The organism is Streptomyces sp. Ag82_O1-12, assembly GCF_900182715.1.
GTDB lineage: Bacteria > Actinomycetota > Actinomycetes > Streptomycetales > Streptomycetaceae > Streptomyces > Streptomyces massasporeus.
The window spans coordinates 6,875,387-6,898,142 of the sequence record NZ_FXUW01000001.1; the positions used below are offsets into that span (position 1 = coordinate 6,875,387).

The window sequence follows — 22,756 nt, forward strand, 5'->3', positions numbered from 1 at the left end:
AAGGGGCAGACGAGAACCATGGCCAAACAGAACGTCGCGGAACAGTTCGTCGACATCCTGACCCGCGCCGGAGTCAAACGTCTCTACGGAGTCGTCGGCGACAGCCTCAACCCGGTCGTCGACGCCATCCGCCGCAACTCCGCCATCGACTGGATCCACGTCCGGCACGAGGAGACCGCCGCCTTCGCCGCCAGTGCCGAGGCACAGATCACCGGCGGGCTCGCCGCCTGCGCCGGCTCCTGCGGCCCCGGCAACCTCCACCTCATCAACGGCCTCTACGACGCCCACCGCTCCATGGCCCCGGTCCTCGCCCTCGCCTCGCACATCCCGTCCAGCGAGATCGGCCTCGGCTTCTTCCAGGAGACCCACCCCGACCGGCTGTTCACCGAGTGCAGCCACTACAGCGAGATGATCTCCAGCCCGGAGCAGATGCCGCGGCTGCTGCAGACCGCCATCCAGAACGCCGTCGGCCGCAGCGGCGTCAGCGTCGTCACCCTGCCCGGTGACATCGCCGACCGGCCCGCCCCGGAGAAGGCCGCCGAGACCGCCCTCGTCACCTCCCGCCCGACGGTCCGCCCGGGCGACGCCGAGATCGACCGGCTCGTCGAGATGATCGACGAAGCCGGCAAGGTCACCCTCTTCTGCGGCAGCGGTACGGCCGGCGCGCACGCCGAGGTCATGGAGTTCGCCGGGAAGATCAAGTCCCCGGTCGGGCACGCCCTGCGCGGCAAGGAATGGATCCAGTACGACAACCCCTTCGACGTCGGCATGAGCGGCCTGCTCGGCTACGGCGCCGCCTACGAGGCCACCCACGAGTGCGACCTGCTGATCCTGCTCGGCACCGACTTCCCCTACAACGCCTTCCTCCCCGACGACGTCAAGATCGTCCAGGTCGACATCCGGCCCGAACACCTCGGCCGCCGCTCCAAGCTGGACCTCGCGGTGTGGGGCGACGTACGGGAGACGCTGCGCTGTCTGATCCCACGGGTGCAGGAGAAGAAGAACCGCCGCTTCCTCGACCGGATGCTGAAGAAGCACGCCGACGCGCTGGAGGGAGTGGTGAAGGCGTACACGCGCAAGGTCGAGAAGCACACGCCGATCCACCCCGAGTACGTGGCGTCCGTGCTCGACGAAGTGGCCTCCGACGACGCCGTGTTCACCGTCGACACCGGCATGTGCAACGTCTGGGCCGCCCGCTACATCTCACCCAACGGCCGCCGCCGCGTCATCGGCTCCTTCTCCCACGGCTCGATGGCGAACGCCCTGCCCATGGCGATCGGCGCCCAGTTCACCGACCGCAAACGGCAGGTCGTGTCGATGTCCGGCGACGGCGGCTTCTCCATGCTGATGGGCGACTTCCTGACGCTGGTGCAGTACGACCTGCCCGTGAAGGTCGTGCTGTTCAACAACTCCTCCCTCGGCATGGTCGAGTTGGAGATGCTGGTCGCCGGCCTCCCCTCGTACGGCACCGCGAACAAGAACCCCGACTTCGCCGCCGTCGCCCGCGCCTGCGGTGCGTACGGGGTGCGCGTCGAGAAGCCCAAGGATCTCGCCGGGGCCCTGAAGGACGCCTTCAAGCACAAGGGGCCGGCCCTCGTCGACGTCGTCACCGACCCCAACGCGCTGTCCATCCCGCCGAAGATCAAGGCCGAGATGGTGACCGGATTCGCCCTGTCCGCCTCGAAGGTCGTGCTGGACGGCGGAGTCGGCCGGATGCTGCAGATGGCCCGCTCCAACCTGCGCAACGTGCCCCGGTTCTAGCTGTAGGGCACCCATGCGCGTGCGGAGGTCTCGTACACGTAGCGGGACAGCCCCTTGATGCCGCTGGTACGGAACGGGCGGCCGGCGTCGTCGACCCGGACCGTGCCCGCGCGGCCCTGCGAGGACCAGTCCAGCTCCAGGTACCAGCGGCAGTCGCACCCCTGGGTCCTGGCGTTGATCAGCAGCACCTCGGGGTCCCGCGCGGAGACGCGGTACGGCATGCTCACCGCCGGGATCGGCGTGCCCGCGTCGCTCCCGGCGACCGCGCGGGCGATGGGGCGGTCCTTGTCCAGGTTCACGTCGAAGGAGCGTGGCGTGATCGAGCCGCCGCAGCCCCGGTCCATGGCGTAGGCGTTGCCCTGCGCCGGGGCTGTCCGCCCCACCACGCGTACGCGCAGAGCCTCCAGTACCACGGCCGTGTCGGTTCGGCCCTGCACGGTCAGCTCCACGAGCGTCTCGCCGCCGTGCACCGCGTTCTGCGACGCGGCCCAGACCCCCGCGTCCTGCGGGACGGGCGGCGGTGCCACCTGCCCGGGTGGCCTGGCGATGACGTAGTCGTGAGCGCAGCCGAGCTCCCAGGCCTGGGAGTTGGCCGACCAGGTGAGGGGCGGGGCGGTGGCGGAGCCGCCGGTGGGCGGGGTGGTGCGGGGGGAGGGCGACGGGGAGGGCTTCGGCTGCTTCGGGGTGGCGGAGGGAGTGGACCGCCGGGGGGTCGGGGAGCCGCCGCCAGGAGTGGGGGAGGCGCCGCGCCGGTCCGGTGCCTTGGTCTCCGTCATGGCGGAGGGGGCCGGACCGGCCGCGTCGGCCCGGTCGCGGGCGGGCGTACGCCGCCCGTCCGGCAGTGCGGCGAGGCTCCCGAGTGCCGCGAGCACTGCGCAGGCGGCGGCCAGTCCGACCGCGACACGTCTGCGGCGGTACCAGGGCCGGCGGGGGAGCGGGGGGTCTTCCTCAGGGCCGTCCGCAGGGCCGTCCACCGCGTCGGACACCGAGTCGTCCGCCGCGTCCGATACGGGGTCGTCCACCGGGTCCGATACCGGGCCGTCCACCGGCTCGGACACCGGACCGTTCGTCAGGCCGTCGACGGCGTCCGGTGCTTGTTCCGGCTCGCCCGCCCCGGTGGCGACCTCGCCCCCCTGCGCCGTACCGGACGTACCGGCCGTGCCCGCCGTCCGGGGCCGCTGCCGCGCCGCCACCGCCAGGAGCCAGCGGCGGTGCAGCTCCAGACGTTCCTCCGGGGACGCCCCGCACAGGGCGGCGAAGCGCTCCACGGGCGCGAAGTCGACGGGGACGGCCTCGCCCGCGCAGTAGCGGTGCAGGGTCGAGGTGTTCATGGCCAGACGCCGGGCCAGTGAACCGTAACTGCGGTCCGTGCGCTCCTTCAGCGTCCTCAGCAGCGCCGCGAACTCCCCGACGTCGTCGACGTCGCTGTGTGCCGACACCGTTCCCCCGCCCTCGTAGGTCCGACCCGGCCCGGAACGGCATCCCAGGCACCCCATGTACCTGCACGTCAGACGGGCTGGGATGGTTCCACCGTGCCGGATCGGATGCGGGCTGTTGCGCCCGCCCGGTGTGACCGCTGATGCTTTTGGTGTCGCACCGAGCAGGTCCGGGCCGACCAGCCGGCCTCGCGGCGGCATCCGGCATCCATGCCTTCGGCATTCGTCCACGCACTGATCCACGCACTCATCCACGGGGGAACACCCATGCCCGAGCACATCCGACCGAGCGCGCTCACCGCACTCACCGTCGCCGCCCTCGCGGCCGGCACCGTCCTCGCGGCACCGGCCGCCGGCGCCGCGCCGAAGGCCGCCGCTCCCACGTTCCTGTCGGCGTCCCAGCTGCCGCCGCACCCGACCTCGGCCTGGACGGCCGGCCCGGTCACCGAAGGGTTCCCGGAGGGACTCGGCTTCTGCGTGAGCACGGAGGGCGTGCCCTCCTACGACTACCGGCACCGGGAGTTCCGGACCGACCTGGACACCGGCGCCGTGCAGCTGACCGTCGTGGCGGACACAGCCGCCCTGGCCAAGGCCCTGGCGAAGCACTACGACGACCTGATCCGCACCTGCGCCGACCGCATCGAGCAGAACGACCCCGACGTCGAGGCCGAGGGCCGGGACTACGGCACTCTGCCGGTCGAGGAGGGCGCCCGTGTCCGCGGCCTGCACACCGAGACGTCCTGGGGTGCCACGGACATCTCGCTGCTGTCCGTCGGGCGGGACGGCAGGACCGTCACCGTCGTGCAGTGGGGCCAGATGGGCGACTTCGACGACGCCCCCGTGGCCGCCTTCAAGAAGACGACGACCACCGCCGTCAACAAGCTGTACTGACCGCGCCCGATGGAAGACCGGGGCCGTCCTCCCCCCACGGGGGTGGGGGAGGTACGGCCCCGTACCGGTCTCGGCGGATGTCAAGACCGTCGTACTTCGGCCAACTTCACCGGAGCGCCGTGCACGGGGGCCCGTCGCCCCAGCCCTTCACCGGATACGCAGGGATCGGCAGCCGGCCGTCGGCCCATCGTCCGATCTCCGGCGGTCAGGATCCACTCGCGGACCCTGACCGGCTACCCTCTTGTCCCCCTCTCCCTCACCGTCGTACCGCTCGGCGGCCCGCCGCACGGGCCGCCCGTCCCGTTCCGGTGGCCGAACACCCGGTCGTTGACAACTCGACATGACTGTCGTGTTCCCGGTTGGGCATGGATCCCCGTGAACGTGTTCGAGCAGGAGGGGAACCGACATCGGCGCGCGGGCGGGGGTCATGGAGAGGCAGGCACGACGAGGCGGTCCCATAGCGATCGGGAGCATCTCGACGAAGACGGTGGAGGACGGGGCCGACGACAACACGGAGCGGGATCCGGCACCGCAGTTGAGGCGCAGACTCGGACGGGCGGACCTGCGGGCCGTCCCGGAAGCCCGCAGGGCCCTGCGGGAACTGCTCGGGCAGTGGGGGAAGCACGGGCAGTCGGACGTGGCGGAACTGCTCACCAGTGAACTCGTCACCAACGCGATAGTCCACACCGACCACGACGCGCTCCTGACGGCCACCGTCGGGCCCCACGGACTGCGGGTGGAGGTACGGGACTTCGTGGCCCGCAGGCCCCGGCTGCGCGTATCGGTCGCCGACGAGAACACGAACGGCAGGGGCCTGCTCCTGGTGCAGTCCCTCGCGGACGCCTGGGGGGTCCGGCCGCACGGCGTGGGCAAGGCCGTCTGGTTCGAGCTGGAGGCGGAGGCGGCGTGAACGCCGAGGGGGCGCGGCCCGCAGGCCGCGCCCCCTCGCTGCTTCGCCCCGGCTCGGCTAACCGAACTGCTGCTCAAGGTCCTTGAGCTTGCGCTCAAGGGAGTCCAGCCGCGGCAGTGCCATGGTGTCGTCCTCCGCGGTGAGGTCGACGGTCACGGGGTCAGCTCCTTTGCGCACCGGCTGAAGGGAGGGACGCGAGCGCACGGGCAGGGGCTCCGGCGCCGATATGGCAGGCTCCGCGGTGGCCTGCGAGGAGCCGCGCTCCACCTGCACCTCCAGCTGGCGTCCGCCACCCCGGCCGAAGTGGCCGCGGTGACCGCGGCTGATCGCCTTCAGCTGGGCCCGCTCCACGCGCTGCTGGTCGCGCCGCCGCTGCCGGGTCTCTTCCTTCTTGCGCCGGTCGTCGCGCACCTCGTCGACGGCCTCGTCCAGGCTGCGCACACCCTCGAGGAGCATCAGCGACCAGGCGCGGTAGGTCTCCCTCGGGGCCCGCAGCCAGCGCACCATACGGATCTGCGGCAGCGGGCGGGGCACCAGGCCCTGCTCCCGCAGGGCGGCCCGGCGGGTCTGCTTCAGCGCGCGGTCGAACAGGACCGCCGCCGACAGGGACATGCCCGCGAAGAAGTGGGGGGCACCCGCGTGACCGATGCCCCGGGGCGCGTGCACCCAGTTGAACCAGGCCGCGGCGAAGGCGAACGTCCAGACCAGTATCCGGGAGCCGAGCGCCGCGTCACCGTGGCTGGCCTCGCGCACCGCGAGGACGGAGCAGAACATCGCCGCGCCGTCCAGGCCGAACGGGACGAGGTACTGCCAGCCGCCGGAGAGGCCGAGGTTCTGCTCGCCGAAGCCGACCAGGCCGTGGAAGGAGAGCAGGGCGGCGACGGCCGCACAGCAGAAGAGGAGGAGGTAGGAGAGGGTGCCGTAGAGGGCTTCCTTGCGTCTGCGGCGTTCCTCGCTGCGCTCCCAGGAGTCGTCCGCGCTCGTGTTTTTGACCGAGGAGCGCTTGCCGCGCGCGAGCACCGCCACCGCCGCCAGCATGCCCAGGAGAAGCACGGCGCCCGGAAGCAGCCAGTTCAGCGATATGTCGGTCAGTCTCATCTGGGTGGTCCCTTGCATTGGGATAGGGCGTAACGCCCGCCATAGTGGCCCAATCCCATCGGCCCTCAGGGGGTTTCGGGGCAAGAGGCCGCCAAGGAAGCGCAAGGGAATGCCCAGGGCGGCGTTCTGCTCGAACTGCCGCTTGAGGGGCGGGAGTTGAGTTCGAACAAGACTACCCGTACGAGTGGTTCCCCGGAAAGTTCCCGTGACGCGTGAGGATGATGTGAATCGCCTGTGGGCGTGCGGGTGTCCGGTTCCGCGATGATCTTACGGGACGGCGGGGGCGTATCCGTCCCCGCGCGAGCTCAACTGGCCGTTGCCAGAAGCTTGGTGACGCGGTCCGTGTCGCAGGTGCGCGGGCAGGTGGCGCAGGTGTCCTCGGGGCGGAGCGTGTAGAACATGCAGCAGCTCGCGCGGTCCCGGGTGAGCAGGGGCTCGCCGCCGGGGCCGGCCAGTTCCCGGAACGCCGCCGTGCCGACGTACGGCTTGGTCGCGCCCGGCAGGAGCAGCTCCAGCTCGCGCATCGCGCGCCGCTCCTCGATCTCGCCGAGCAGCTGGGCGACGTACCAGACCCCTTCGACGATCTCGTCGGTCGCCATGCCCCACAGGGCGCGACCGCGGCGCCGCATCCGGGGGCCGAAACCGGTCAGTACCGGCTCCAGGTGCTCGGCGACCGCCGACCGCACCTCCGCCCGCAGCGCCTCCTCGTCGGGGACGACCCGGGCGCCGGGCAGCGCGGCCGCCTCGTCGCCGGGCAGGCAGGCGAAGCCGGCGGGACGGACGGCCATGCGTCCGAGGGCGTGGCCGGGGGCGGTGCGGTCGTACGAGACGTGCGTCACGGGGTAGCGAGGGACGCGGCGGTGCAGGAACCACGGCACGGTGATCAGGAGGCAGGCGGGCCAGGCGTAGCGGTGCAGGCCGAAGGTGGCGACGACGTCGGGGCGGGCCCGGCGGCCGTAGTCCCGTTCGATCTGCTCCACGTCCCAGGCGAGGAAGCGGTCGAGGGCGGGGCCCGCGGTCGCGAGGTCGGCGGCCGTGGTCCAGCCACCGCCGTGCGGGGTCTCGTCGCCGGCGCCCAGTTCGGTGACGGCCAGCCCCGGGAGGACCTCGGCCAGGCGGGCGTAGGCGCCGGAGACGGCCGAAACGGGCGCAGGCATGTGATCACCGATCCGTCGGGTGAAACGGGGCTCTTGAAGGTAAGCCTAACCTTACTCAAGATCTCCGAAAAATGAACGGGGATGTGAACTGGGGGCCGGGGCGCTTATGGTGCTTGACGGACGAGTAACAACCCGCCGCAATGACCCCAAGTACCGATACGTCCGGAGGAGGACCTGTGAGGCAGGGAGCGCAGGGCTCCGCGGACACGGGGGCTCCGTGGGCGGCGGTGGGTCGGGCCGGGGCGGGTGTGCCGTCCGGGTCGGGTGTACCGGCCGCTCAAGCGCGGGTGCCTCAGCAGACCGGGGCGGTGCGGGGGGAGCACACGCACAGTGAGCCGCCTCTCCCCGTCGTTCCGCGGGCCCGGCCGGTCGTCCAGCGAGCCTCCGTGCGGGGGCAGATTCTGGACGCGCTGCGGGCCGCGCTGGTGGCGGGGGATCTGCGGCCCGGTGAGGTGTACTCGGCGCCGGTGCTGGGCGAGCGGTTCGGGGTGTCGGCGACGCCGGTGCGGGAGGCCATGCAGCAACTGGCCCTCGAAGGGGCCGTCGAGGTGGTGCCGAACCGTGGGTTCCGGGTGGTCGAGCGAGGTGTGCGGGAACTGGCGGAGCTGGCCGAGGTCCGGGCGCTGATCGAGGTCCCGGTGATGCTGCGGCTGGCCCGTACCGTGCCCGCCGAGCGCTGGGCCGAACTGCGCCCTCTCGCCGAGGCGACGGTCCGCGCGGCGTCCTCCGGCTGCCGCGCGACCTATGCGGAGTCCGACCGGGGGTTCCACCGGGCCGTGCTGTCCCTCTCGGGCAACGTGCAGCTCGTCCAGATCGCGGAGGACCTGCACCGCAGGGCGCAGTGGCCGCTGGTCGGGGGTGGGCCGGGGATCCGGGGGCGGGCCGATCTGGTCGCGGACGCGCACGAGCACACGGCGTTGCTGGACGCGTTGATCGCACGGGACCTGGATGTGGTGCGGGCGCTGGTGGGCGAGCATTTCGCGGGGGCGGCTGCGGCGGGCGCCTGATCGCCGGGGGCGGCTGCGGCGGGCGCCTGATCGCCGGGGGCGGCTGCGGCGGGCGCCTAACCGTGGGGTGGTGGGTCGGGGCCGCGCCGGGGGGTGTCCGTCCTCGGAACGGCGCGATGGACCCTCATACCGACTGACTGTCCGTTGACGCGCCAACCGCTGCGGGCGGACACCCCCCGACACGACCCCTTGCGTGGTCCGGCGGGTGCGGGAGCGTCGTGGCGCGCCTAGCTGCGGGCATGCGCAGCCGCCCAGCTGCGGGCATGCGTGCCGCTAGGGGCGGCACGGGTGGGCGTGGGGGTCCCCCCTGCTCGAGCGAAGCCGAGAGCTTGGGGGAGGCACCCCGTACCGCCGGGCTGCGGACCCACCCGGCCCCAGCAGCAACGCCGAGCGCCCCGCGACACCGGGCTGCGGACCCACCCGCCCCCAGCCCCCGTGCCGAGTGTCAAGCCGTCGCAGCCGGCGGGACCGGCGGAGCCAACTGGCGGGACAGCCACGTCGGTACGCCCCCGAGCAGGCGGAACAAGCGGCGGGCCTCCTCCCGCAGCCGGGACGCCTCCGGCTCCGTCTCGGTGTCGGCCAGGGACACCAACGCCGGGGCCGTGCCCACCAGATACCCCAGCTCCTCCCGGATCCGCAGCGACTCCGCGAAACCGTGCCGCGCCTCCGCCAACTCCCCCTCCCGCAGGGCGAGTCCCGCGAGGTGACGCCATGTGAAGGACAGCAGCAGAGGGTCGGAGTGCGCCGTCGCGCCCGCGTGGGCCCGGCGGTAGGCGGCCCGCGCGGCCTGAGGCGCGCTCGTCAGGTTCTCCGCCAGGAGCCCGCGACGGAAGTCCAGCAGAGCCCGCGCCGGGGCCCCCGGAGGGACCAGCGCCGCCGCCCGCCCGAGCGCGGCCCGCGCCTCGTCGGCCCGGTCCCGCACCGCGAGCAGCGTCGCCGCGTAGGCCAAGTACCCGCGTTCACAAGCGGCCGCGCCGCGTTCGTCGTCGCTGTGGGCCATCGCCTCGGCCGTGCGCAGCGCGTCCTCGGCCTCCTCCCAGCCCTGCTCGGTGTACAGGCACCGTTCCACCAGCAGCGACGCGCGTTGGAGCGCCGCCGCCGGTGTGGCCGGCAGCAGCAGGGCGGCCGCGTCGGCCCAGCAGCCGCGGGAGCGCAGCCGCCATACCGCGGTCTGGAGGGGATCGTCACCGGCGGTCGTTCCGTTACCAGACATGGCGGTATGCGCCACGTTGCCCTCCCCGAGCACGCCATCGAGCTGTTGAGTGGTGGCGGCATCTCAGCACGAATCGGCGGGCCGGGCCAAGGGGGTGGGTGAAGGATTTCACAAAGTCGTGGGACTCGGGGGTGCCCCGGGTTTGCCGCAGGGACACCCCGCGTATCAGCTCATGCGCAGTGCCAGGAAGAAATCCAGCTTGTCCTCGAGCCGTGACAGATCACGACTCGTCAACTGCTCGATCCGGCCGACCCGGTAGCGCAGCGTGTTGACGTGCAGGTGCAGACGGGCGGCGCAGCGGGTCCAGGAGCCGTCGCAGTCGAGGAAGGCCTCCAGGGTGGGGATCAGCTCGGCCCGGTGGCGGCGGTCGTAGTCGCGCAGGGGGTCCAGGAGGCGGGCCGTGAAGGCCCGGCGGACGTCGTCCGGGACGAAGGGCAGCAGCAGGACGTGCGAGGCCAGTTCCTGGTGGCCGGCCGCGCAGACCCGGCCCGGGCGGGCCGCGGCGACGCGCCGGGCGTGGCGGGCCTCCTCCAGCGCGCCCCGCAGGCCCTCCGCCGAGTGGACGGCCGCGCTGACGCCGAGGGTGAGGCGGCCGTCGTCGTTCAGGCCGGCCGTGAGGGGCTCCCGTACCGACGCCAGGAGCGCGTCCGCGAGGACGCCCGTCTCCGAGCCGTCGTGCTCGGCGGAGACGGCCGGGAGGGGGACCAGGGCGATGGCCTCGCCGCCCGTGTGGGCCACGGCGATGCGGTCGGAGTGCTCCGGCCCGGCGACCGCGGGGTCGACGAGGACCTCCTCCAGCAGCGCCTGCGCCACCGGGCCGCCCTCGATCTCCTCGCCGTCCCAGTCGACGCGGGCCACCACCACCTGCCAGTGCGGCGCGGTGCCCAGGCCGGGCAGCAGCACCGGCGCGGCCACGCGCAGCCGGGCGGCGATCTCGGCGGGTGCCGCGCCCGTCTGGACCAGTTCCAGGATCTCCTGGGCCAGGCGGCGGCGGACCGTGCGGGCCGCGTCGCGGCGGTCCCGCTCGACCGCGATCAGCTGGGTGACGCCGTAGAGCAGGTCCAGGCGCTCCTCGGGCCAGTCCCCGGCGTCCGCCTCCACGGCCAGCAGCCAGTCGGACAGGACGCTCTCGCGGACGTCCCGGGCCGGCTGCGGGGAGCGGCCCGTGGAGCGGACCGGGAACAGGGAGTACGTCGTGGCGCCGAGGGCGACGCGGTGGGGGCCGCGGCGGCCCGTGCGGGTGGCGGCCAGGTGCTCCCCGGCGAGCCGGGCGCACGCCTCGGCCGGCAGGGCGGGCCCCGGCGCCTTCGAGCCGGCGATCGGGCGGCCGGTGGGGGAGAGGACCCAGGCGCGCAGGTCCAGGTCCGTGCCCAGCAGGTCCAGGACCACGTCGGGGCCGCCGCCCGCGGGCCCCGAGGTCATCATCCGGCGGTGGCGGTCGACGACCGCGGCGAGATCGCCGGCGCGCTCGCCGGAGACCTGCCGTACGACGTGCTCGGTGATGGTCGCGAACGCCACCGACTCGTGCACCGCGAAGAGCGGCAGGCGATGCCGGGCACAGGCCACGACCAGGTCCTCGGGGACGTCCCCGAGCTCGGCCTCGCCCGCGGCGAGGGCCGTCACGCCCGCCTGCACCAGGATCCGGACGAACGGCTCCGAGTCGTCGGCGTCCCGGCGCCAGGCCAGGCCCGTGAGCACCAGTTCGCCGCCCGCGAGGTAGCGGCTGGGGTCGCGGAGGTCGGTGGTCATCACGCCCCGCACGGTGCGGTCCAGCTCGTCCTCGCCGCCGAGCAGCTTGAGGCCCAGCGCGTCGGTGTCCAGCAGTGCGCGCAGCCGCATTCTCGTCGCCGCCGTTCTTTGTCTCGAAACCAATGGTGGATCTTGGAGGGATAGGCGGAGAACGCCTGTTCGGTGGGCTGGTGAGCGATGCTCGCCGGCCTCCGGACCGTGTCCCGGCTGTGTCCCAGGTCACGCCGCTGTGTCGCGCGTTTCCACAGGAAAACGAGGAGGTTTCTGAGGACCTCCGTTCATACGAATCTACAAGATGCCTGTCCTGGCCAGCCAACTCCTTCATGGTTTCCGTGACTGACTCGCTCGGCGCAGTGCGCTGTGTACTGAGGTCACTACGCGTAAACAGCACATGAACGAGCCGGGACCGCCGCACACGGATTGGCTCAATCTGAACGCCCCACGAGAAGACGAAGAAGAGAGCCGGTCATGGACTTCCTTCGCCCCGCCAGCTGGGAGGAGGCGCTCGCCGCGAAAGCCGAGCACCCCACCGCTGTGCCGATTGCGGGTGGCACCGACGTGATGGTCGAGATCAACTTCGACCACCGCCGGCCCGAGTACCTCTTGGACCTGAACCGCATCGGCGACCTCTGCGAGTGGGAGGTCGGCGAGGACAGCGTGCGGCTCGGTGCCTCCGTGCCGTACACGAAGATCATGGAGAACCTGCGCGGCGAGCTGCCGGGTCTCGCCCTCGCCTCGCACACGGTCGCCTCCCCGCAGATCCGCAACCGCGGCGGCGTCGGCGGCAACCTCGGCACCGCCTCCCCGGCCGGTGACGCCCACCCCGCCCTGCTCGCCGCGGGCGCCGAGGTGGAGGTCGAGTCGGTGCGCGGCTCGCGCCGGATCCCCATCGACGCGTTCTACACGGGCGTGAAGCGCAACGCGCTCGCCGCCGACGAGCTGATCCGCGCCGTGCACGTGAAGAAGGCCGACGGGCCGCAGCAGTTCTCCAAGGTGGGCACCAGGAACGCGATGGTCATCGCCGTGTGCGCCTTCGGGCTCGCGCTGCACCCCGAGACGCGGACCGTGCGTACGGGGATCGGCTCGGCCGCCCCGACACCCGTCCGGGCGAAGGCCGCCGAGGAGTTCCTGAACGCCGCGCTGGAGGAGGGCGGCTTCTGGGACAACGGGCAGATCATCACCCCGTCGGTCGCCAAGCAGTTCGCGGACCTGTGCTCCGCCGCCTGCAACCCGATCGACGACGTCCGGGGCACCGCGAGCTACCGCCGCCACGCGGTCGGCGTCATGGCCCGCCGCACGCTGACCTGGACCTGGGAGTCCTACCGCGGCACCCGCCGCCTCACCGAGGGAGCTGCGTGATGCGTGTCAACTTCACGGTCAACGGCCGTCAGCAGGAAGCCGACGACGTGTGGGAGGGCGAGTCCCTGCTGTACGTGCTGAGGGAGCGCATGGGCCTTCCCGGGTCGAAGAACGCCTGCGAGCAGGGCGAGTGCGGCTCGTGCACGGTCCGCCTGGACGGTGTCCCGGTGTGCTCGTGCCTGGTCGCCGCCGGGCAGGTGGAGGGCCGCGAGGTCGTCACCGTCGAGGGGCTCGCCGACTTCGCCAAGCAGCGCGCCGAGGGCGGCTGCGCGTCCGGCGCCTGCGGTACGCCGTTGCAGGACGCCCAGGGGTGGCAGGCCAAGGGCAGCGACTCGCACACCGGCGAGGGCACCGAGCTCTCCCCGGTCCAGCAGGCGTTCATCGACGCCGGCGCCGTCCAGTGCGGCTTCTGCACCCCCGGCCTGCTCGTGGCGGCCGACGAGATGCTGGAGCGCAACCCGACGCCGAGCGACGCGGACATCCGCGAGGCGCTGTCGGGCAACCTGTGCCGCTGCACCGGCTACGAGAAGATCATGGACGCGGTCCGCCTCGCGGCCGCCCGGCAGTCAGAGGCGGTCTGATCATGGCTTCTCCCAGTGGCACCCCCACGAAGATCACCCAGGGCTCGCAGACCAAGGGCGGCATCGGCGAGTCCACGCTCCGCCCCGACGGCACCCTCAAGGTCACCGGCGAGTTCGCGTACTCGTCCGACATGTGGCACGAGGACATGCTGTGGGGGCAGATCCTCCGCTCGACCGTCGCGCACGCCGAGATCGTGTCCATCGACACGGGCGAGGCCCTGGCCGTGCCGGGCGTCTACGCCGTGCTGACGTACGACGACCTGCCCACCGACGTGAAGAACTACGGGCTGGAGATCCAGGACACCCCGGTCCTCGCCCACGGCAAGGTCCGCCACCACGGAGAGCCGGTCGCCCTGGTCGCCGCCGACCACCCGGAGACCGCGCGCCGGGCCGCCGCGAAGATCAAGGTCGACTACCGCGAACTGCCCGTGATCACCGACGAGGCCTCCGCGACCGCTCCGGACGCGCTCCTCGTCCACGAGAACCGCGACGACCACCACGCCGGTCACGTCCCGCACCCCAACATCGTGCACCGCCAGCCGATCGTCCGCGGCGACGTCACGGCCGCCCGGGAGCGGGCCGACGTCATCGTCGAGGGCGAGTACACCTTCGGCATGCAGGACCAGGCCTTCCTCGGCCCCGAGTCCGGCCTCGCCGTGCCGGAGGAGGACGGCGGCGTCCACCTCTACATCGCCACCCAATGGCTGCACAGCGACCTGCGCCAGATCGCGCCCGTGCTCGGCCTGCCCGAGGACAAGGTGCGGATGACGCTCTCCGGCGTCGGCGGCGCGTTCGGCGGCCGCGAGGACCTGTCGATGCAGATCCACGCCTGCCTGCTGGCCCTGCGCACCGGCAAGCCCGTCAAGATCGTCTACAACCGGTTCGAGTCGTTCTTCGGGCACGTCCACCGTCACCCCGCGAAGCTGTACTACGAGCACGGGGCCACCAAGGACGGCAAGCTCACCCACCTGAAGTGCCGGATCGTCCTGGACGGCGGCGCCTACGCCTCCGCCTCCCCGGCCGTCGTCGGCAACGCCTCCTCCCTGTCCGTCGGCCCGTACGTGGTCGAGGACGTGGACATCGAGGCCATCGCCCTCTACACCAACAACCCGCCCTGCGGCGCGATGCGCGGCTTCGGCGCGGTCCAGGCGTGCTTCGCCTACGAGGCGCAGATGGACAAGCTCGCCGCGAAGCTCGGCATGGACCCGGTGGAGTTCCGCCGGCTCAACGCCATGGAGCAGGGCGCACTGCTGCCGACCGGCCAGCCCGTCGACTCCCCGGCCCCGGTCGCCGAACTGCTGCGCCGCGTCAAGGCGATGCCCATGCCGCCGGAGCGCCAGTGGGAGTCCAGCGAGGGCGCCGACGTACGGCAGCTGCCGGGCGGCCTGTCCAACACCACACACGGCGAGGGCGTCGTACGCGGGGTCGGCTACGCGGTCGGCATCAAGAACGTGGGCTTTTCCGAGGGGTTCGACGACTACTCCACCGCCAAGGTGCGCATGGAGGTCGTCGCCGGTGAGCCCGTCGCCACCGTGCACACGGCCATGGCGGAGGTCGGCCAGGGCGGTGTCACCGTCCACGCCCAGATCGCCCGCACCGAGCTGGGCGTCACGCAGGTGACCATCCACCCGGCCGACACCCAGGTGGGCAGCGCCGGTTCGACGTCGGCCTCCCGGCAGACCTACGTCACCGGCGGCGCGGTGAAGAACTCCTGCGAGCTGGTCCGCGAGAAGGTCCTGGAGATCGGGCGCCGCAAGTTCGGCTCCTACCACCCGGCCTGGGCGACGGCGGAACTGCTCCTGGAGGGCGGCAAGGTCGTCACCGACGGCGGCGAGGTCCTCGGCGACCTGACCGACGTCCTGGAGGACGAGGCCGTGGAGGTCGAGGCGGAGTGGCGGCACCGGCCGACCGAGCCCTTCGACCTGCGCACCGGGCAGGGCAACGGGCACGTGCAGTACTCCTTCGCCGCGCACCGCGCCGTCGTCGAGGTCGACACCGAACTCGGCCTGGTCAAGGTCATCGAGCTGGCCTGCGCCCAGGACGTCGGCAAGGCGCTCAACCCGCTGTCGGTGCTCGGCCAGATCCAGGGCGGCACCACCCAGGGCCTGGGCGTGGCGGTCATGGAGGAGATCGTCGTCGACCCGAAGACGGCGAAGGTCAAGAACCCCTCCTTCACCGACTACCTGATCCCGACCATCCTCGACACGCCGACCATCCCGGTCGACGTCCTCGAACTCGCCGACGAGCACGCCCCGTACGGGCTGCGCGGTATCGGTGAGGCACCCACCCTGTCGTCGACCCCGGCCGTCCTCGCGGCGATCCGGAACGCGACCGGGCTCGAGCTGAACCGGACTCCGGTGAGGCCCGAGCACCTGACGGGCACACAGCTCTTGGAGGGCTGAGCAGTCACGTCCCCCTGGGGGCTTCGTCCCCCAGGGCCCCTTGTTCGTCTCGGGCCGTCCCCCGGGTCGTGAACATCCCAACCCCCTTTGAAACTTGGGAGACGGCACCCCATGACCCAGCAATCACTGGAGCCGAGGGCCACGGCCGACGACGCGGGTGAAGGCACCCGCGTCCCGGCCGGACGGTCCTGGCTCGACCGGTACTTCCACATATCCCACCGAGGGTCCACGGTCGCCCGTGAAGTGCGCGGCGGCATCACGACCTTCATGGCGATGGCGTACATCCTCCTGCTCAACCCCCTGATCCTGTCCGGCAAGGACGCGGCCGGGGCCACCCTCGCCCAGCCGGCCCTGATCACCGCGACCGCGTTCGCGGCGGCCTTCACCACCCTGCTGATGGGCTTCGTCGGCAAGGTGCCCCTGGCCCTCGCCGCCGGCCTCTCGGTCTCCGGGGTCCTCGCCTCCCAGGTCGCGCCCGAGATGACCTGGCCGCAGGCGATGGGCATGTGCGTGATGTACGGCGTGATCATCATGCTGCTGGTCGTCACCGGCCTGCGCGAGATGATCATGAACGCGATCCCGCTCGCGCTCAAGCACGGCATCACCATGGGCATCGGCCTGTTCATCGCCCTCATCGGCTTCTACAAGTCCGGCTTCGTGCACCAGGGCAAGGCCACGCCCCTCGCGCTCGGCCCGGCGGGCGAACTGGCCGGCTGGCCCGTGCTGCTGTTCGCCGGAACCCTGCTGCTGATCTTCATGCTCCAGGCCCGGAACGTCCCGGGCGCCATCCTCATCGGCATCGTCGGCGGCACGGTCGTCGCGGCGATCCTGAACGCGGCGGGCGTCATCGACCCCAGGCAGTGGTCGGGTGGCGCACCCGAACTGCACGGCAGCGCGGTGTCCATGCCCGACTTCTCGCTCTTCGGGGACGTGCGGTTCGGCGGCTGGGGCGAGGTCGGCGCGATGACGGTCGGGATGATCGTCTTCACGCTGGTGCTCGCCGGGTTCTTCGACGCGATGGCCACCATCATCGGCGTCGGCACCGAGGCCGAGCTCGCCGACGCCAAGGGCCGCATGCCGGGCCTGTCCAAGGCGCTGTTCATCGACGGGGCCGGCGGCGCGATCGGAGGCGTGTCCGGCGGTTCCGGCCAGACGGTGTTCATCGAGTCTGCCACCGGGGTCGGCGAGGGAGCCCGCACGGGTCTCGCCTCCGTGGTCACGGGCCTGTTCTTCGCGGCCTGCCTGTTCTTCACCCCGCTCACGGCGATCGTGCCGCAGGAGGTCGCGTCCGCCGCCCTGGTCGTCATCGGCGCCATGATGCTGATGAACGCCCGGCACGTGGACTGGGCCGACCGGGCAACCGCCATCCCGGTGTTCCTCACGGTCGTGCTGATGCCGTTCACGTACACCATCACCACCGGTGTCGCCGCGGGCGTCATCTCCTACGTCGCCATCAAGACCGCCCAGGGCAAGTGGCGCGAGATCGGCGCCTTCATGTGGATCCTCACGGCGGTGTTCGCCGTCTACTTCGCCCTCAACCCGATCGAGAGCTGGCTGGGCGTCCACTGACGTCCCGCCCGCCGCAATCCAAGGAGACCGAGACAGATGCTGGACATCGCCGAGGAGCTGAACCGGTGGGTCGAGCAGGGCCGTGACTTCGCCGTGGCCACCGTGGTGGCCGTCGGCGGCAGCGCGCCCCGCCGACCCGGCGCCGCGCTCGCGGTGGACACCGAGGGCACGGCGATCGGCTCGGTCTCCGGCGGCTGCGTCGAGGGCGCGGTCTACGACCTGTGCGAACAGGCGCTGCGGGACGGCGAAACCGTCCTGGAGCGCTTCGGGTACAGCGACGACGACGCCTTCGCCGTGGGCCTGACCTGCGGCGGCGTCATCGACATCCTGGTCACGCCGGTACGGGCCGCCGATCCGGTCCGCCCGGTGGTTGCGGCCGCGCTCACCGCCGCCGCACTAGGGGAGGCGGCGGCGGTGGCGCGGATCGTGTCGGGCCCGCGTGACCTGACGGGCCGGGCCCTCGTGGTCCGCCCCGACGGCTCCCGCGAGGGCGGCTTCGGCGCCCACCCGGAACTGGACCGCACGGTCGCCGCCGAGGCCGGCGCCTTCCTGGACGCCGGGCGCACCGGCACCCTGGAGATCGGCGAGCAGGGCTCTCGCTGCGGAGCGCCCCTCACGGTCCTGGTCGAGTCCTCGGTCCCGGCCCCCCGCATGATCGTCTTCGGGGCGATCGACTTCGCCTCCGCCCTGGTCCGCATGGGCAAGTTCCTCGGCTACCACGTCACCGTGTGCGACGCCCGCCCCGTCTTCGCGACCCGGACACGCTTCCCGGACGCCGACGAGATCGTCGTCGAGTGGCCCCACCGCTACCTGGAGCGCACGGACGTCGACCCCCGTACGGTGCTGTGCGTCCTCACCCACGACGCCAAGTTCGACGTGCCCCTGCTGAAGCTGGCGCTGCGCCTGCCGGTGGCGTACGTCGGTGCCATGGGCTCCCGGCGCACCCACCTGGACCGCAACGCCCGCCTGCGTGAAGTGGGCGTCACCGAACTGGAGTTGAGCCGACTGCGCTCGCCGATCGGCCTGGACCTCGGGGCCCGCACGCCCGAGGAGACGGCCCTGTCGATCGCGTCGGAGATCGTCGCCGGGAAGCGCGGCGGCAGCGGGGTCTCGCTGACCGGGGCGCACACGCCGATCCACCACGAGCCGGAGTCGAAGGCGGTCGGACGGATCGGGTCGGTGGCCTGAGGCCCCGTCGGCAGCCGTCCCGTCGGCAACCGTCCCGCCGGCGGCTCGTCAGGGCTGTCTGAGCAGGCGGTTCAGGGCCCGGCCGAACACGTACCGCGACGAGCGCCGCACCACGCCGTCGAAGAGCGACGGCAGGAACCGGATCCGGATCTCCTCCCGCCAGATCACCCGCGTACGGCCCCCCGGCCCCGGCCGTACTTCGAGTTCGGCCCACCCGAGCACCACACGGCCCCGCTTCTCCAGTCTGCACATCCCCGCGGCCCCGTCCTCCGGCGGCTGCCACACCGTGACCTCCATCGGGTCGTCGAAGACCAGCGGCCCGGCGCCCGAGCGGGCCACGACGCGCGACCCCTCGCGCGTCGGGCCGGGCGGTACCACCCGGACCACCGTCAACGGGACCGCCTCGCCGTGCCCCGGCCACCGGGTGATCCGCCGCCACGCCTCGTCGAGGGGGAGCGGGACGGTGCGTTCGAGCAGGAAGTTCGCCACCCCCCGATCGTAGGGAACCCGAGGGGAGTTATCGGTACACCTCGCCCGGCTCCGCCTTCCCCGGCGCGAGCAGCTGGGGCACCGTGACGAAGACGTAGCCGCGTTCCTTCAGCGCGTCGACGATCCCCGGCACCGCCGGTACCGTGCCGTCGTAGAGGTCGTGGAGGAGGATGATCCCGTCCCGGGAGGACTGGGCGAGGACCCGGCGGGTGATCAGGTCGGAGTCGGTCGTCCGGTAGTCCTTGGCCGTCACGCTCCACAGCACCTCGGCCAGGCCCAGTTCGCGGCTGATGGCGTGCACGGTGTCGTCGGTGCGGCCCTGCGGCGGGCGCATCAGGGTCGGACGTCGGCCGGTGAGGTGCTCTATCTCCTCGTTGGGGCGTTCCAGTTCCTCGCGTATCTCCTCGGGTTCGAGCCGCGTCAGGATCTTGTGGTCCCAGGTGTGGCTGGCCACTTCGTGGCCCTCGTCGGCCATGCGCCGCACCAGCTCCGGGTACTTCTCGATGTGCCGCTCGCCGAGGAGGAAGAAGGTCGCCGGGACCCGTTTCTCCTTCAGGATGTCCAGCAGTTGCTCGGAGTGCTCGCTCGGCCCGGCGTCGAAGGTGAGTGCGATGCACTTGACCTCGCGGCAGTCGACGGCGCCGAAGCGGACCGTCTCGATGTCCGTGGCCGGGCGGGCTCGTACGGTGCTGGGGGCCGTGGTGTCGGCCCCCGCGCAGCCGCTCAGGGCGAGGGTGAGGGCGGCGGTCGCCGCGAGCGTTCCGGCCGTTCGGAACGCGGTCCCCGTGTTCTTCATCTTCTGGGTCAGAGAAGGCATGCCGGGACTATACATCGCGTGTATACGCGTGGTTTATAGTCGCCGAGGCATGCCCCGACGGCCTGACCTGGTGTTTGAGGGAGTCGTACCGCGGCACTCGCCAGCACGGTGGTCAGCGCATGCCGTCGGAGGGAGGGCCGCCCGTATGACCCCGTACGCCGTCGTGATCCCCACCCTCGCCTCGGACACCCTCGCCGACTGTCTCGCCGCGCTCGCCGCCGCGACCGGACCGCGCCCCGAGGAGATCGTCCTCGTCGACGACCGGACCGAGCGCGAACCCGGCCCGTTGGGGCATCCGTTGAGCGTTCTCGGTGACCTGCGGGAGCGGACCACCGTGCTGGGCGGCGGCGGTCGTGGGCCCGCCGCCGCCCGCAACACCGGGCTGCGCGCCGTGCACACGCCGTGGACCGTGTTCCTCGACGACGATGTTCAAGTGGGCGCCCGCTGGTGCGAGCAACTGGCCGAGGACCTCGCCGAGGCGTCCCACGACACCGCCGGTGTCCGGGGTGTCCTCGCCGTGCCGCTGCCCGGTGAACGCCGTCCCACCGACTGGGAACGCGGCACCGCGGGACTCGTCCGGGGCCACTGGGTCACTGCCGACATGGCCTACCGCACGGAGGTCCTCAAGCAGGTCGGCGGCTTCGACGAACGCTTCCAGCGCGCCTTCCGGGAGGACGCCGACCTCGCGCTGCGCGTCCTCGACTCGGGCTGGCGCATCCGGCAGGGCCGCCGCACCACCCGCCACCCCGTGCGATCGGCCTCCCGCTGGGCGTCCGTGCGCCAGCAGCGCGGCAACGCCGACGACGCCCTCATGCGGCATCTGCACGGCCCCGACTGGTGGGACAAGGCCGTCGCGCCGCGCGGCCGGATCCGCACCCACGCGGCCATCACGACCGCCGGGGTCGCCGCCTGCGCCCTCGCCGCCACCGGGCACGGCCGGGCCGCGACGGCCTGTGCGCTCGGCTGGGCGGCCGGCACCGCGGAGTTCGCCCGCGCCCGCATCGCCCCCGGCCCGCGCACCCGCCACGAGGTGACGACGATGCTGGCCACCAGCGTGCTCATCCCGCCCACCGCGACCTGGCACCGGCTGGCCGGTGCCTGGCGCCACCGTCACACCCCCGCCTGGCAGGAGGAGGCAACCCCGTGAGCCCGGTGAAGACCGTGCTGTTCGACCGCGACGGCACGCTCGTCGAGGACGTCCCGAACAACGCCGACCCCGACCGCGTACGCCCCGTCGAGGGCGCCCGCGAGGCGCTCGGCCTGCTGCGCCGGAGCGGCATCCGCACCGGCGTCGTCACCGACCAGCCCGGCGTCGCGGGCGGACTGCTCACCGACGCCGACGTCCGCCGCGTCAACCACCGCGTCGACGAACTCCTCGGCCCTTTCGACGTGTTCGCCGTCTGCCCGCACGGCCCCGACGACGGCTGCCACTGCCGCCGGCCCGGCATGCTGCTCTGGGCGGGCGGGCGGATCTGCACCGGGCCCGCCGAACTCGTCGTCATCGGCTCGACCGGCGCCGGTGCGCAGGCCGCGCGCCGGGCGGGCGCCCACGGCATCCTCGTCCCGAACGGGCACACTCGCCCCGAGGAGACCGCCCGGGCCGACCACGTCGCCCCGGACCTGCTCACCGCCGTCCGCGCCGTGCTGGACGGACCGCCGAAGGGCCGTGTCCTCGCCGACGAGCGCCCCATCCGGGAGGCGTTCACGGCCGACCCGGAGTGAGGGGCGGTTCTCAGCTTCCGCACCACCGGCACATCAGCCGGAAGGAGGCGAACATCGTCAGGGGCCATATCGCGGCGAACGCCCAGATCACACCCGGCTCGGACGTGACGATCCCGGCCACCATCAGCCCGGCCGACACCGCGACCAGGACCGCCACGGTCCAGACGCGGGGACGGTAGGCGGCCAGACGGGCCAGGACGCGGGCGGGGTCGGGGCGGCGGCTCACCCGGTGGGTGCGCAGCTTGCGGTCGAGGCGGCGGTCGCGGCGCAGCGCGCGTTCCATCTCGTCGAGGATGCGCTGCTCGTTCTCGGGAAGTCTGCCGATGGACACGCTCTCTCCTTCCGGGCAGCCGGACCGTCTCTCCTTCAGGGGACGTGCGGCGGGGGAAGTACGGCGGGGACGTACAAGCGGGTGCCCCGTGGTGCACCCGTGCTAACCGGGCACGGGCCGTGCCAGCGCCTCGACGAGCCGGTCCGCGCTGTCCGGCACGGTGCCCTCGCGGAACCCGTCGCGGATCTGCCGCGCGGCCACCCTGCCGCCGGTCAGGCACCAGTCCCACCAGCGGTCCAACTGGCGCACGTCCAGCCGGTCGGCGGGCACCAGCGCGGGCCAGCCGCAGGCACGGGCCTGGGCGGTCAGCTTGGCACCGCCCGCGACCGGGTCGACGGCCAGCACCGGTGTGCCGACCCGCAGCGCGATCACCAGCCCGTGCAGCCGGTCGGTGACGACGAGGTCCAGCCGGGCCAGCACGGACTGCAGCTGTGCGGGCGTCGCGCTCAGGTGCCAGTCGTGCGTGTCCAGCCGGGTCTCCAGTTCCAGGCGGCCGCAGTCCTTCGCGGCCAGCCAGCGCGTCACCTCCTCGGCGACCTGCCCGTGCCGCCGCAGTTGCCCGTACTCGAGCTGCCCGTGCGCGAGGATCACCCCGACGACGGGCCGCGCCGGTACGTCCGGGGCGCGGGCCGCGAGGTCCTCCACCGGCTCGCTGTCCGGCCCGTCCCGGGGCAGCACCCGGTGGAAGCCGGTCACGGCGGGACTGCCGGGGTCGATGACCGAGGTGCCCACGGCGATCCGCACGCAGTGCGCGAACCGCCGGTGCAGCTCCTCCACCTGCGGCCCGTGCAGCGGGCCGCACACGAACACCAGGTGGGTGTAGTCCTCGGGCCACAGCCGGTCCAGATGCAGCGCCTCCGGACGGAAACGGGGACTCCAGGCGACGTCGTAGGGGATGCCCGTCCCCCGCATGACGTCCTCCACCCGGCGCAGGGCCAGCACGTCCCCGGCGGTCGCCTCCCTGTCCCGGAAGCTGAACCACCCGGTGAGCAGCACCCTGCGCGGTCGCTTGCCCTCTTGTATGTGCACATGCCCTGAGTGCCCGCCCCCGGGTAAGACATTCCGGGCATTACGCG

At 72.5% G+C, this 22,756-nt stretch carries 20 protein-coding genes; 11 read left to right on the plus strand and 9 right to left on the minus strand.

The genetic code is table 11. The annotated features are described in order from the left end of the window. Positions 1-18: 18 nt before the first annotated feature. On the plus strand, positions 19-1,761 hold the full coding sequence (locus QOL88_RS31345; protein ID WP_097221637.1) for a pyruvate dehydrogenase: 1,743 nt from the start codon (positions 19-21) through the stop codon (positions 1,759-1,761). Here QOL88_RS31345 and QOL88_RS31350 read toward each other — a convergent pair. After that, positions 1,758-3,200, minus strand: coding sequence for a transcriptional regulator (locus tag QOL88_RS31350; RefSeq protein WP_097221638.1), 1,443 nt, complete (start codon positions 3,198-3,200; stop codon positions 1,758-1,760). The genes QOL88_RS31345 and QOL88_RS31350 overlap by 4 nt on opposite strands. 264 nt (positions 3,201-3,464) lie before the next feature. Here QOL88_RS31350 and QOL88_RS31355 point away from each other — a divergent pair, with 264 nt between their 5' ends. After that, positions 3,465-4,088: a hypothetical protein gene (locus QOL88_RS31355; RefSeq protein WP_097221639.1), complete on the plus strand. Its 624-nt coding sequence runs from the start codon at positions 3,465-3,467 to the stop codon at positions 4,086-4,088. 427 nt (positions 4,089-4,515) lie between these two features. Then, a complete protein-coding gene (locus QOL88_RS31360) occupies positions 4,516-4,998 on the plus strand; it encodes an ATP-binding protein (RefSeq protein ID WP_097221640.1) in 483 nt (160 codons plus the stop codon). Positions 4,999-5,055: 57 nt separating this feature from the next. Here QOL88_RS31360 and QOL88_RS31365 read toward each other — a convergent pair whose 3' ends face one another. Both QOL88_RS31365 and QOL88_RS31370 read right to left on the minus strand, forming a co-directional pair. Beyond that, positions 5,056-6,096 carry a DUF2637 domain-containing protein gene (locus tag QOL88_RS31365; protein WP_097221641.1) on the minus strand — a complete coding sequence of 347 codons (1,041 nt, stop codon included), beginning with the start codon at positions 6,094-6,096 and terminating at the stop codon, positions 5,056-5,058. 305 nt (positions 6,097-6,401) lie between these two features. Further along, a complete protein-coding gene (locus QOL88_RS31370; protein ID WP_097221642.1) occupies positions 6,402-7,253 on the minus strand; it encodes a (2Fe-2S)-binding protein in 852 nt (283 codons plus the stop codon). A 176-nt stretch (positions 7,254-7,429) separates the two neighbouring features. Here QOL88_RS31370 and QOL88_RS31375 point away from each other — a divergent pair, with 176 nt between their 5' ends. After that, positions 7,430-8,260, plus strand: a complete 831-nt coding sequence (locus tag QOL88_RS31375; protein WP_257027942.1) for a GntR family transcriptional regulator — start codon at positions 7,430-7,432, stop codon at positions 8,258-8,260. A gap of 445 nt (positions 8,261-8,705) precedes the next feature. Here the strand turns inward: QOL88_RS31375 and QOL88_RS31380 are convergent, their stop codons facing one another. Together QOL88_RS31380 and QOL88_RS31385 are read right to left on the minus strand one after the other, a co-directional pair. Beyond that, positions 8,706-9,473 (minus strand): hypothetical protein, encoded by a 768-nt coding sequence (locus tag QOL88_RS31380; RefSeq protein ID WP_221513064.1) that lies wholly within the window; start codon positions 9,471-9,473, stop codon positions 8,706-8,708. 165 nt (positions 9,474-9,638) lie between these two features. Beyond that, positions 9,639-11,312 (minus strand): PucR family transcriptional regulator, encoded by a 1,674-nt coding sequence (locus tag QOL88_RS31385; RefSeq protein ID WP_097221645.1) that lies wholly within the window; start codon positions 11,310-11,312, stop codon positions 9,639-9,641. A gap of 378 nt (positions 11,313-11,690) precedes the next feature. On the opposite strand from QOL88_RS31385, the gene QOL88_RS31390 reads away from it, so the two are divergent. The 5 genes from QOL88_RS31390 (at position 11,691) to QOL88_RS31410 (ending at position 18,321) form a co-directional block, all read left to right on the plus strand. Next, complete coding sequence (locus QOL88_RS31390; RefSeq protein WP_097221647.1) at positions 11,691-12,581, plus strand: FAD binding domain-containing protein; 891 nt, start codon at positions 11,691-11,693, stop codon at positions 12,579-12,581. Continuing rightward, positions 12,581-13,162 carry a (2Fe-2S)-binding protein gene (locus QOL88_RS31395; RefSeq protein ID WP_097221648.1) on the plus strand — a complete coding sequence of 194 codons (582 nt, stop codon included), beginning with the start codon at positions 12,581-12,583 and terminating at the stop codon, positions 13,160-13,162. The genes QOL88_RS31390 and QOL88_RS31395 overlap by 1 nt, the downstream gene beginning before the upstream one ends. Positions 13,163-13,164: 2 nt before the next feature. Beyond that, the gene (locus QOL88_RS31400; protein WP_097221649.1) at positions 13,165-15,564 is read left to right on the plus strand and encodes a xanthine dehydrogenase family protein molybdopterin-binding subunit; all 2,400 of its coding nucleotides are present in this window, start codon (positions 13,165-13,167) and stop codon (positions 15,562-15,564) included. Between the two features lie 111 nt (positions 15,565-15,675). Next, positions 15,676-17,133 (plus strand): NCS2 family permease, encoded by a 1,458-nt coding sequence (locus QOL88_RS31405; protein WP_097221650.1) that lies wholly within the window; start codon positions 15,676-15,678, stop codon positions 17,131-17,133. A 36-nt stretch (positions 17,134-17,169) separates the two neighbouring features. Further along, positions 17,170-18,321, plus strand: coding sequence for an XdhC family protein (locus tag QOL88_RS31410; RefSeq protein WP_097221651.1), 1,152 nt, complete (start codon positions 17,170-17,172; stop codon positions 18,319-18,321). Between the two features lie 48 nt (positions 18,322-18,369). Here the strand turns inward: QOL88_RS31410 and QOL88_RS31415 are convergent, their stop codons facing one another. Together QOL88_RS31415 and QOL88_RS31420 are read right to left on the minus strand one after the other, a co-directional pair. Next, positions 18,370-18,810, minus strand: a complete 441-nt coding sequence (locus tag QOL88_RS31415) for an SRPBCC family protein (RefSeq protein WP_097221652.1) — start codon at positions 18,808-18,810, stop codon at positions 18,370-18,372. Positions 18,811-18,838: 28 nt separating this feature from the next. Next, positions 18,839-19,627: a polysaccharide deacetylase family protein gene (locus tag QOL88_RS31420; protein ID WP_097221653.1), complete on the minus strand. Its 789-nt coding sequence runs from the start codon at positions 19,625-19,627 to the stop codon at positions 18,839-18,841. 145 nt (positions 19,628-19,772) lie between these two features. Here QOL88_RS31420 and QOL88_RS31425 point away from each other — a divergent pair, with 145 nt between their 5' ends. Further along, positions 19,773-20,774, plus strand: a complete 1,002-nt coding sequence (locus tag QOL88_RS31425) for a glycosyltransferase family 2 protein (protein ID WP_097221654.1) — start codon at positions 19,773-19,775, stop codon at positions 20,772-20,774. Next, the gene (locus tag QOL88_RS31430) at positions 20,771-21,349 is read left to right on the plus strand and encodes an HAD-IIIA family hydrolase (RefSeq protein ID WP_097221655.1); all 579 of its coding nucleotides are present in this window, start codon (positions 20,771-20,773) and stop codon (positions 21,347-21,349) included. The genes QOL88_RS31425 and QOL88_RS31430 overlap by 4 nt, the downstream gene beginning before the upstream one ends. A gap of 10 nt (positions 21,350-21,359) precedes the next feature. On the opposite strand, the gene QOL88_RS31435 is transcribed toward QOL88_RS31430, so the two are convergent. Beyond that, on the minus strand, positions 21,360-21,680 hold the full coding sequence (locus QOL88_RS31435; protein ID WP_097221656.1) for a DUF3040 domain-containing protein: 321 nt from the start codon (positions 21,678-21,680) through the stop codon (positions 21,360-21,362). A gap of 102 nt (positions 21,681-21,782) precedes the next feature. Continuing rightward, the gene (locus QOL88_RS31440; protein WP_097221657.1) at positions 21,783-22,709 is read right to left on the minus strand and encodes a polysaccharide pyruvyl transferase family protein; all 927 of its coding nucleotides are present in this window, start codon (positions 22,707-22,709) and stop codon (positions 21,783-21,785) included. Positions 22,710-22,756: the final 47 nt, after the last annotated feature.

What these genes read in the sequence shown, in the direction of transcription:
- QOL88_RS31390 (WP_097221647.1), top strand. Translation starts at nt 11,691, where the DNA reads ATGGACTTCCTTCGCCCCGCCAGCTGGGAGGAGGCGCTCGCCGCGAAA.
- QOL88_RS31410 (WP_097221651.1), top strand. Translation starts at nt 17,170, where the DNA reads ATGCTGGACATCGCCGAGGAGCTGAACCGGTGGGTCGAGCAGGGCCGT.
- QOL88_RS31425 (WP_097221654.1), top strand. Translation starts at nt 19,773, where the DNA reads ATGACCCCGTACGCCGTCGTGATCCCCACCCTCGCCTCGGACACCCTC.
- QOL88_RS31365 (WP_097221641.1), bottom strand. Translation starts at nt 6,096, where the DNA reads ATGAGACTGACCGACATATCGCTGAACTGGCTGCTTCCGGGCGCCGTG.
- QOL88_RS31345 (WP_097221637.1), top strand. Translation starts at nt 19, where the DNA reads ATGGCCAAACAGAACGTCGCGGAACAGTTCGTCGACATCCTGACCCGC.
- QOL88_RS31400 (WP_097221649.1), top strand. Translation starts at nt 13,165, where the DNA reads ATGGCTTCTCCCAGTGGCACCCCCACGAAGATCACCCAGGGCTCGCAG.
- QOL88_RS31355 (WP_097221639.1), top strand. Translation starts at nt 3,465, where the DNA reads ATGCCCGAGCACATCCGACCGAGCGCGCTCACCGCACTCACCGTCGCC.
- QOL88_RS31395 (WP_097221648.1), top strand. Translation starts at nt 12,581, where the DNA reads ATGCGTGTCAACTTCACGGTCAACGGCCGTCAGCAGGAAGCCGACGAC.
- QOL88_RS31385 (WP_097221645.1), bottom strand. Translation starts at nt 11,312, where the DNA reads ATGCGGCTGCGCGCACTGCTGGACACCGACGCGCTGGGCCTCAAGCTG.
- QOL88_RS31380 (WP_221513064.1), bottom strand. Translation starts at nt 9,473, where the DNA reads ATGTCTGGTAACGGAACGACCGCCGGTGACGATCCCCTCCAGACCGCG.
- QOL88_RS31420 (WP_097221653.1), bottom strand. Translation starts at nt 19,627, where the DNA reads ATGCCTTCTCTGACCCAGAAGATGAAGAACACGGGGACCGCGTTCCGA.
- QOL88_RS31370 (WP_097221642.1), bottom strand. Translation starts at nt 7,253, where the DNA reads ATGCCTGCGCCCGTTTCGGCCGTCTCCGGCGCCTACGCCCGCCTGGCC.
- QOL88_RS31360 (WP_097221640.1), top strand. Translation starts at nt 4,516, where the DNA reads ATGGAGAGGCAGGCACGACGAGGCGGTCCCATAGCGATCGGGAGCATC.
- QOL88_RS31405 (WP_097221650.1), top strand. Translation starts at nt 15,676, where the DNA reads ATGACCCAGCAATCACTGGAGCCGAGGGCCACGGCCGACGACGCGGGT.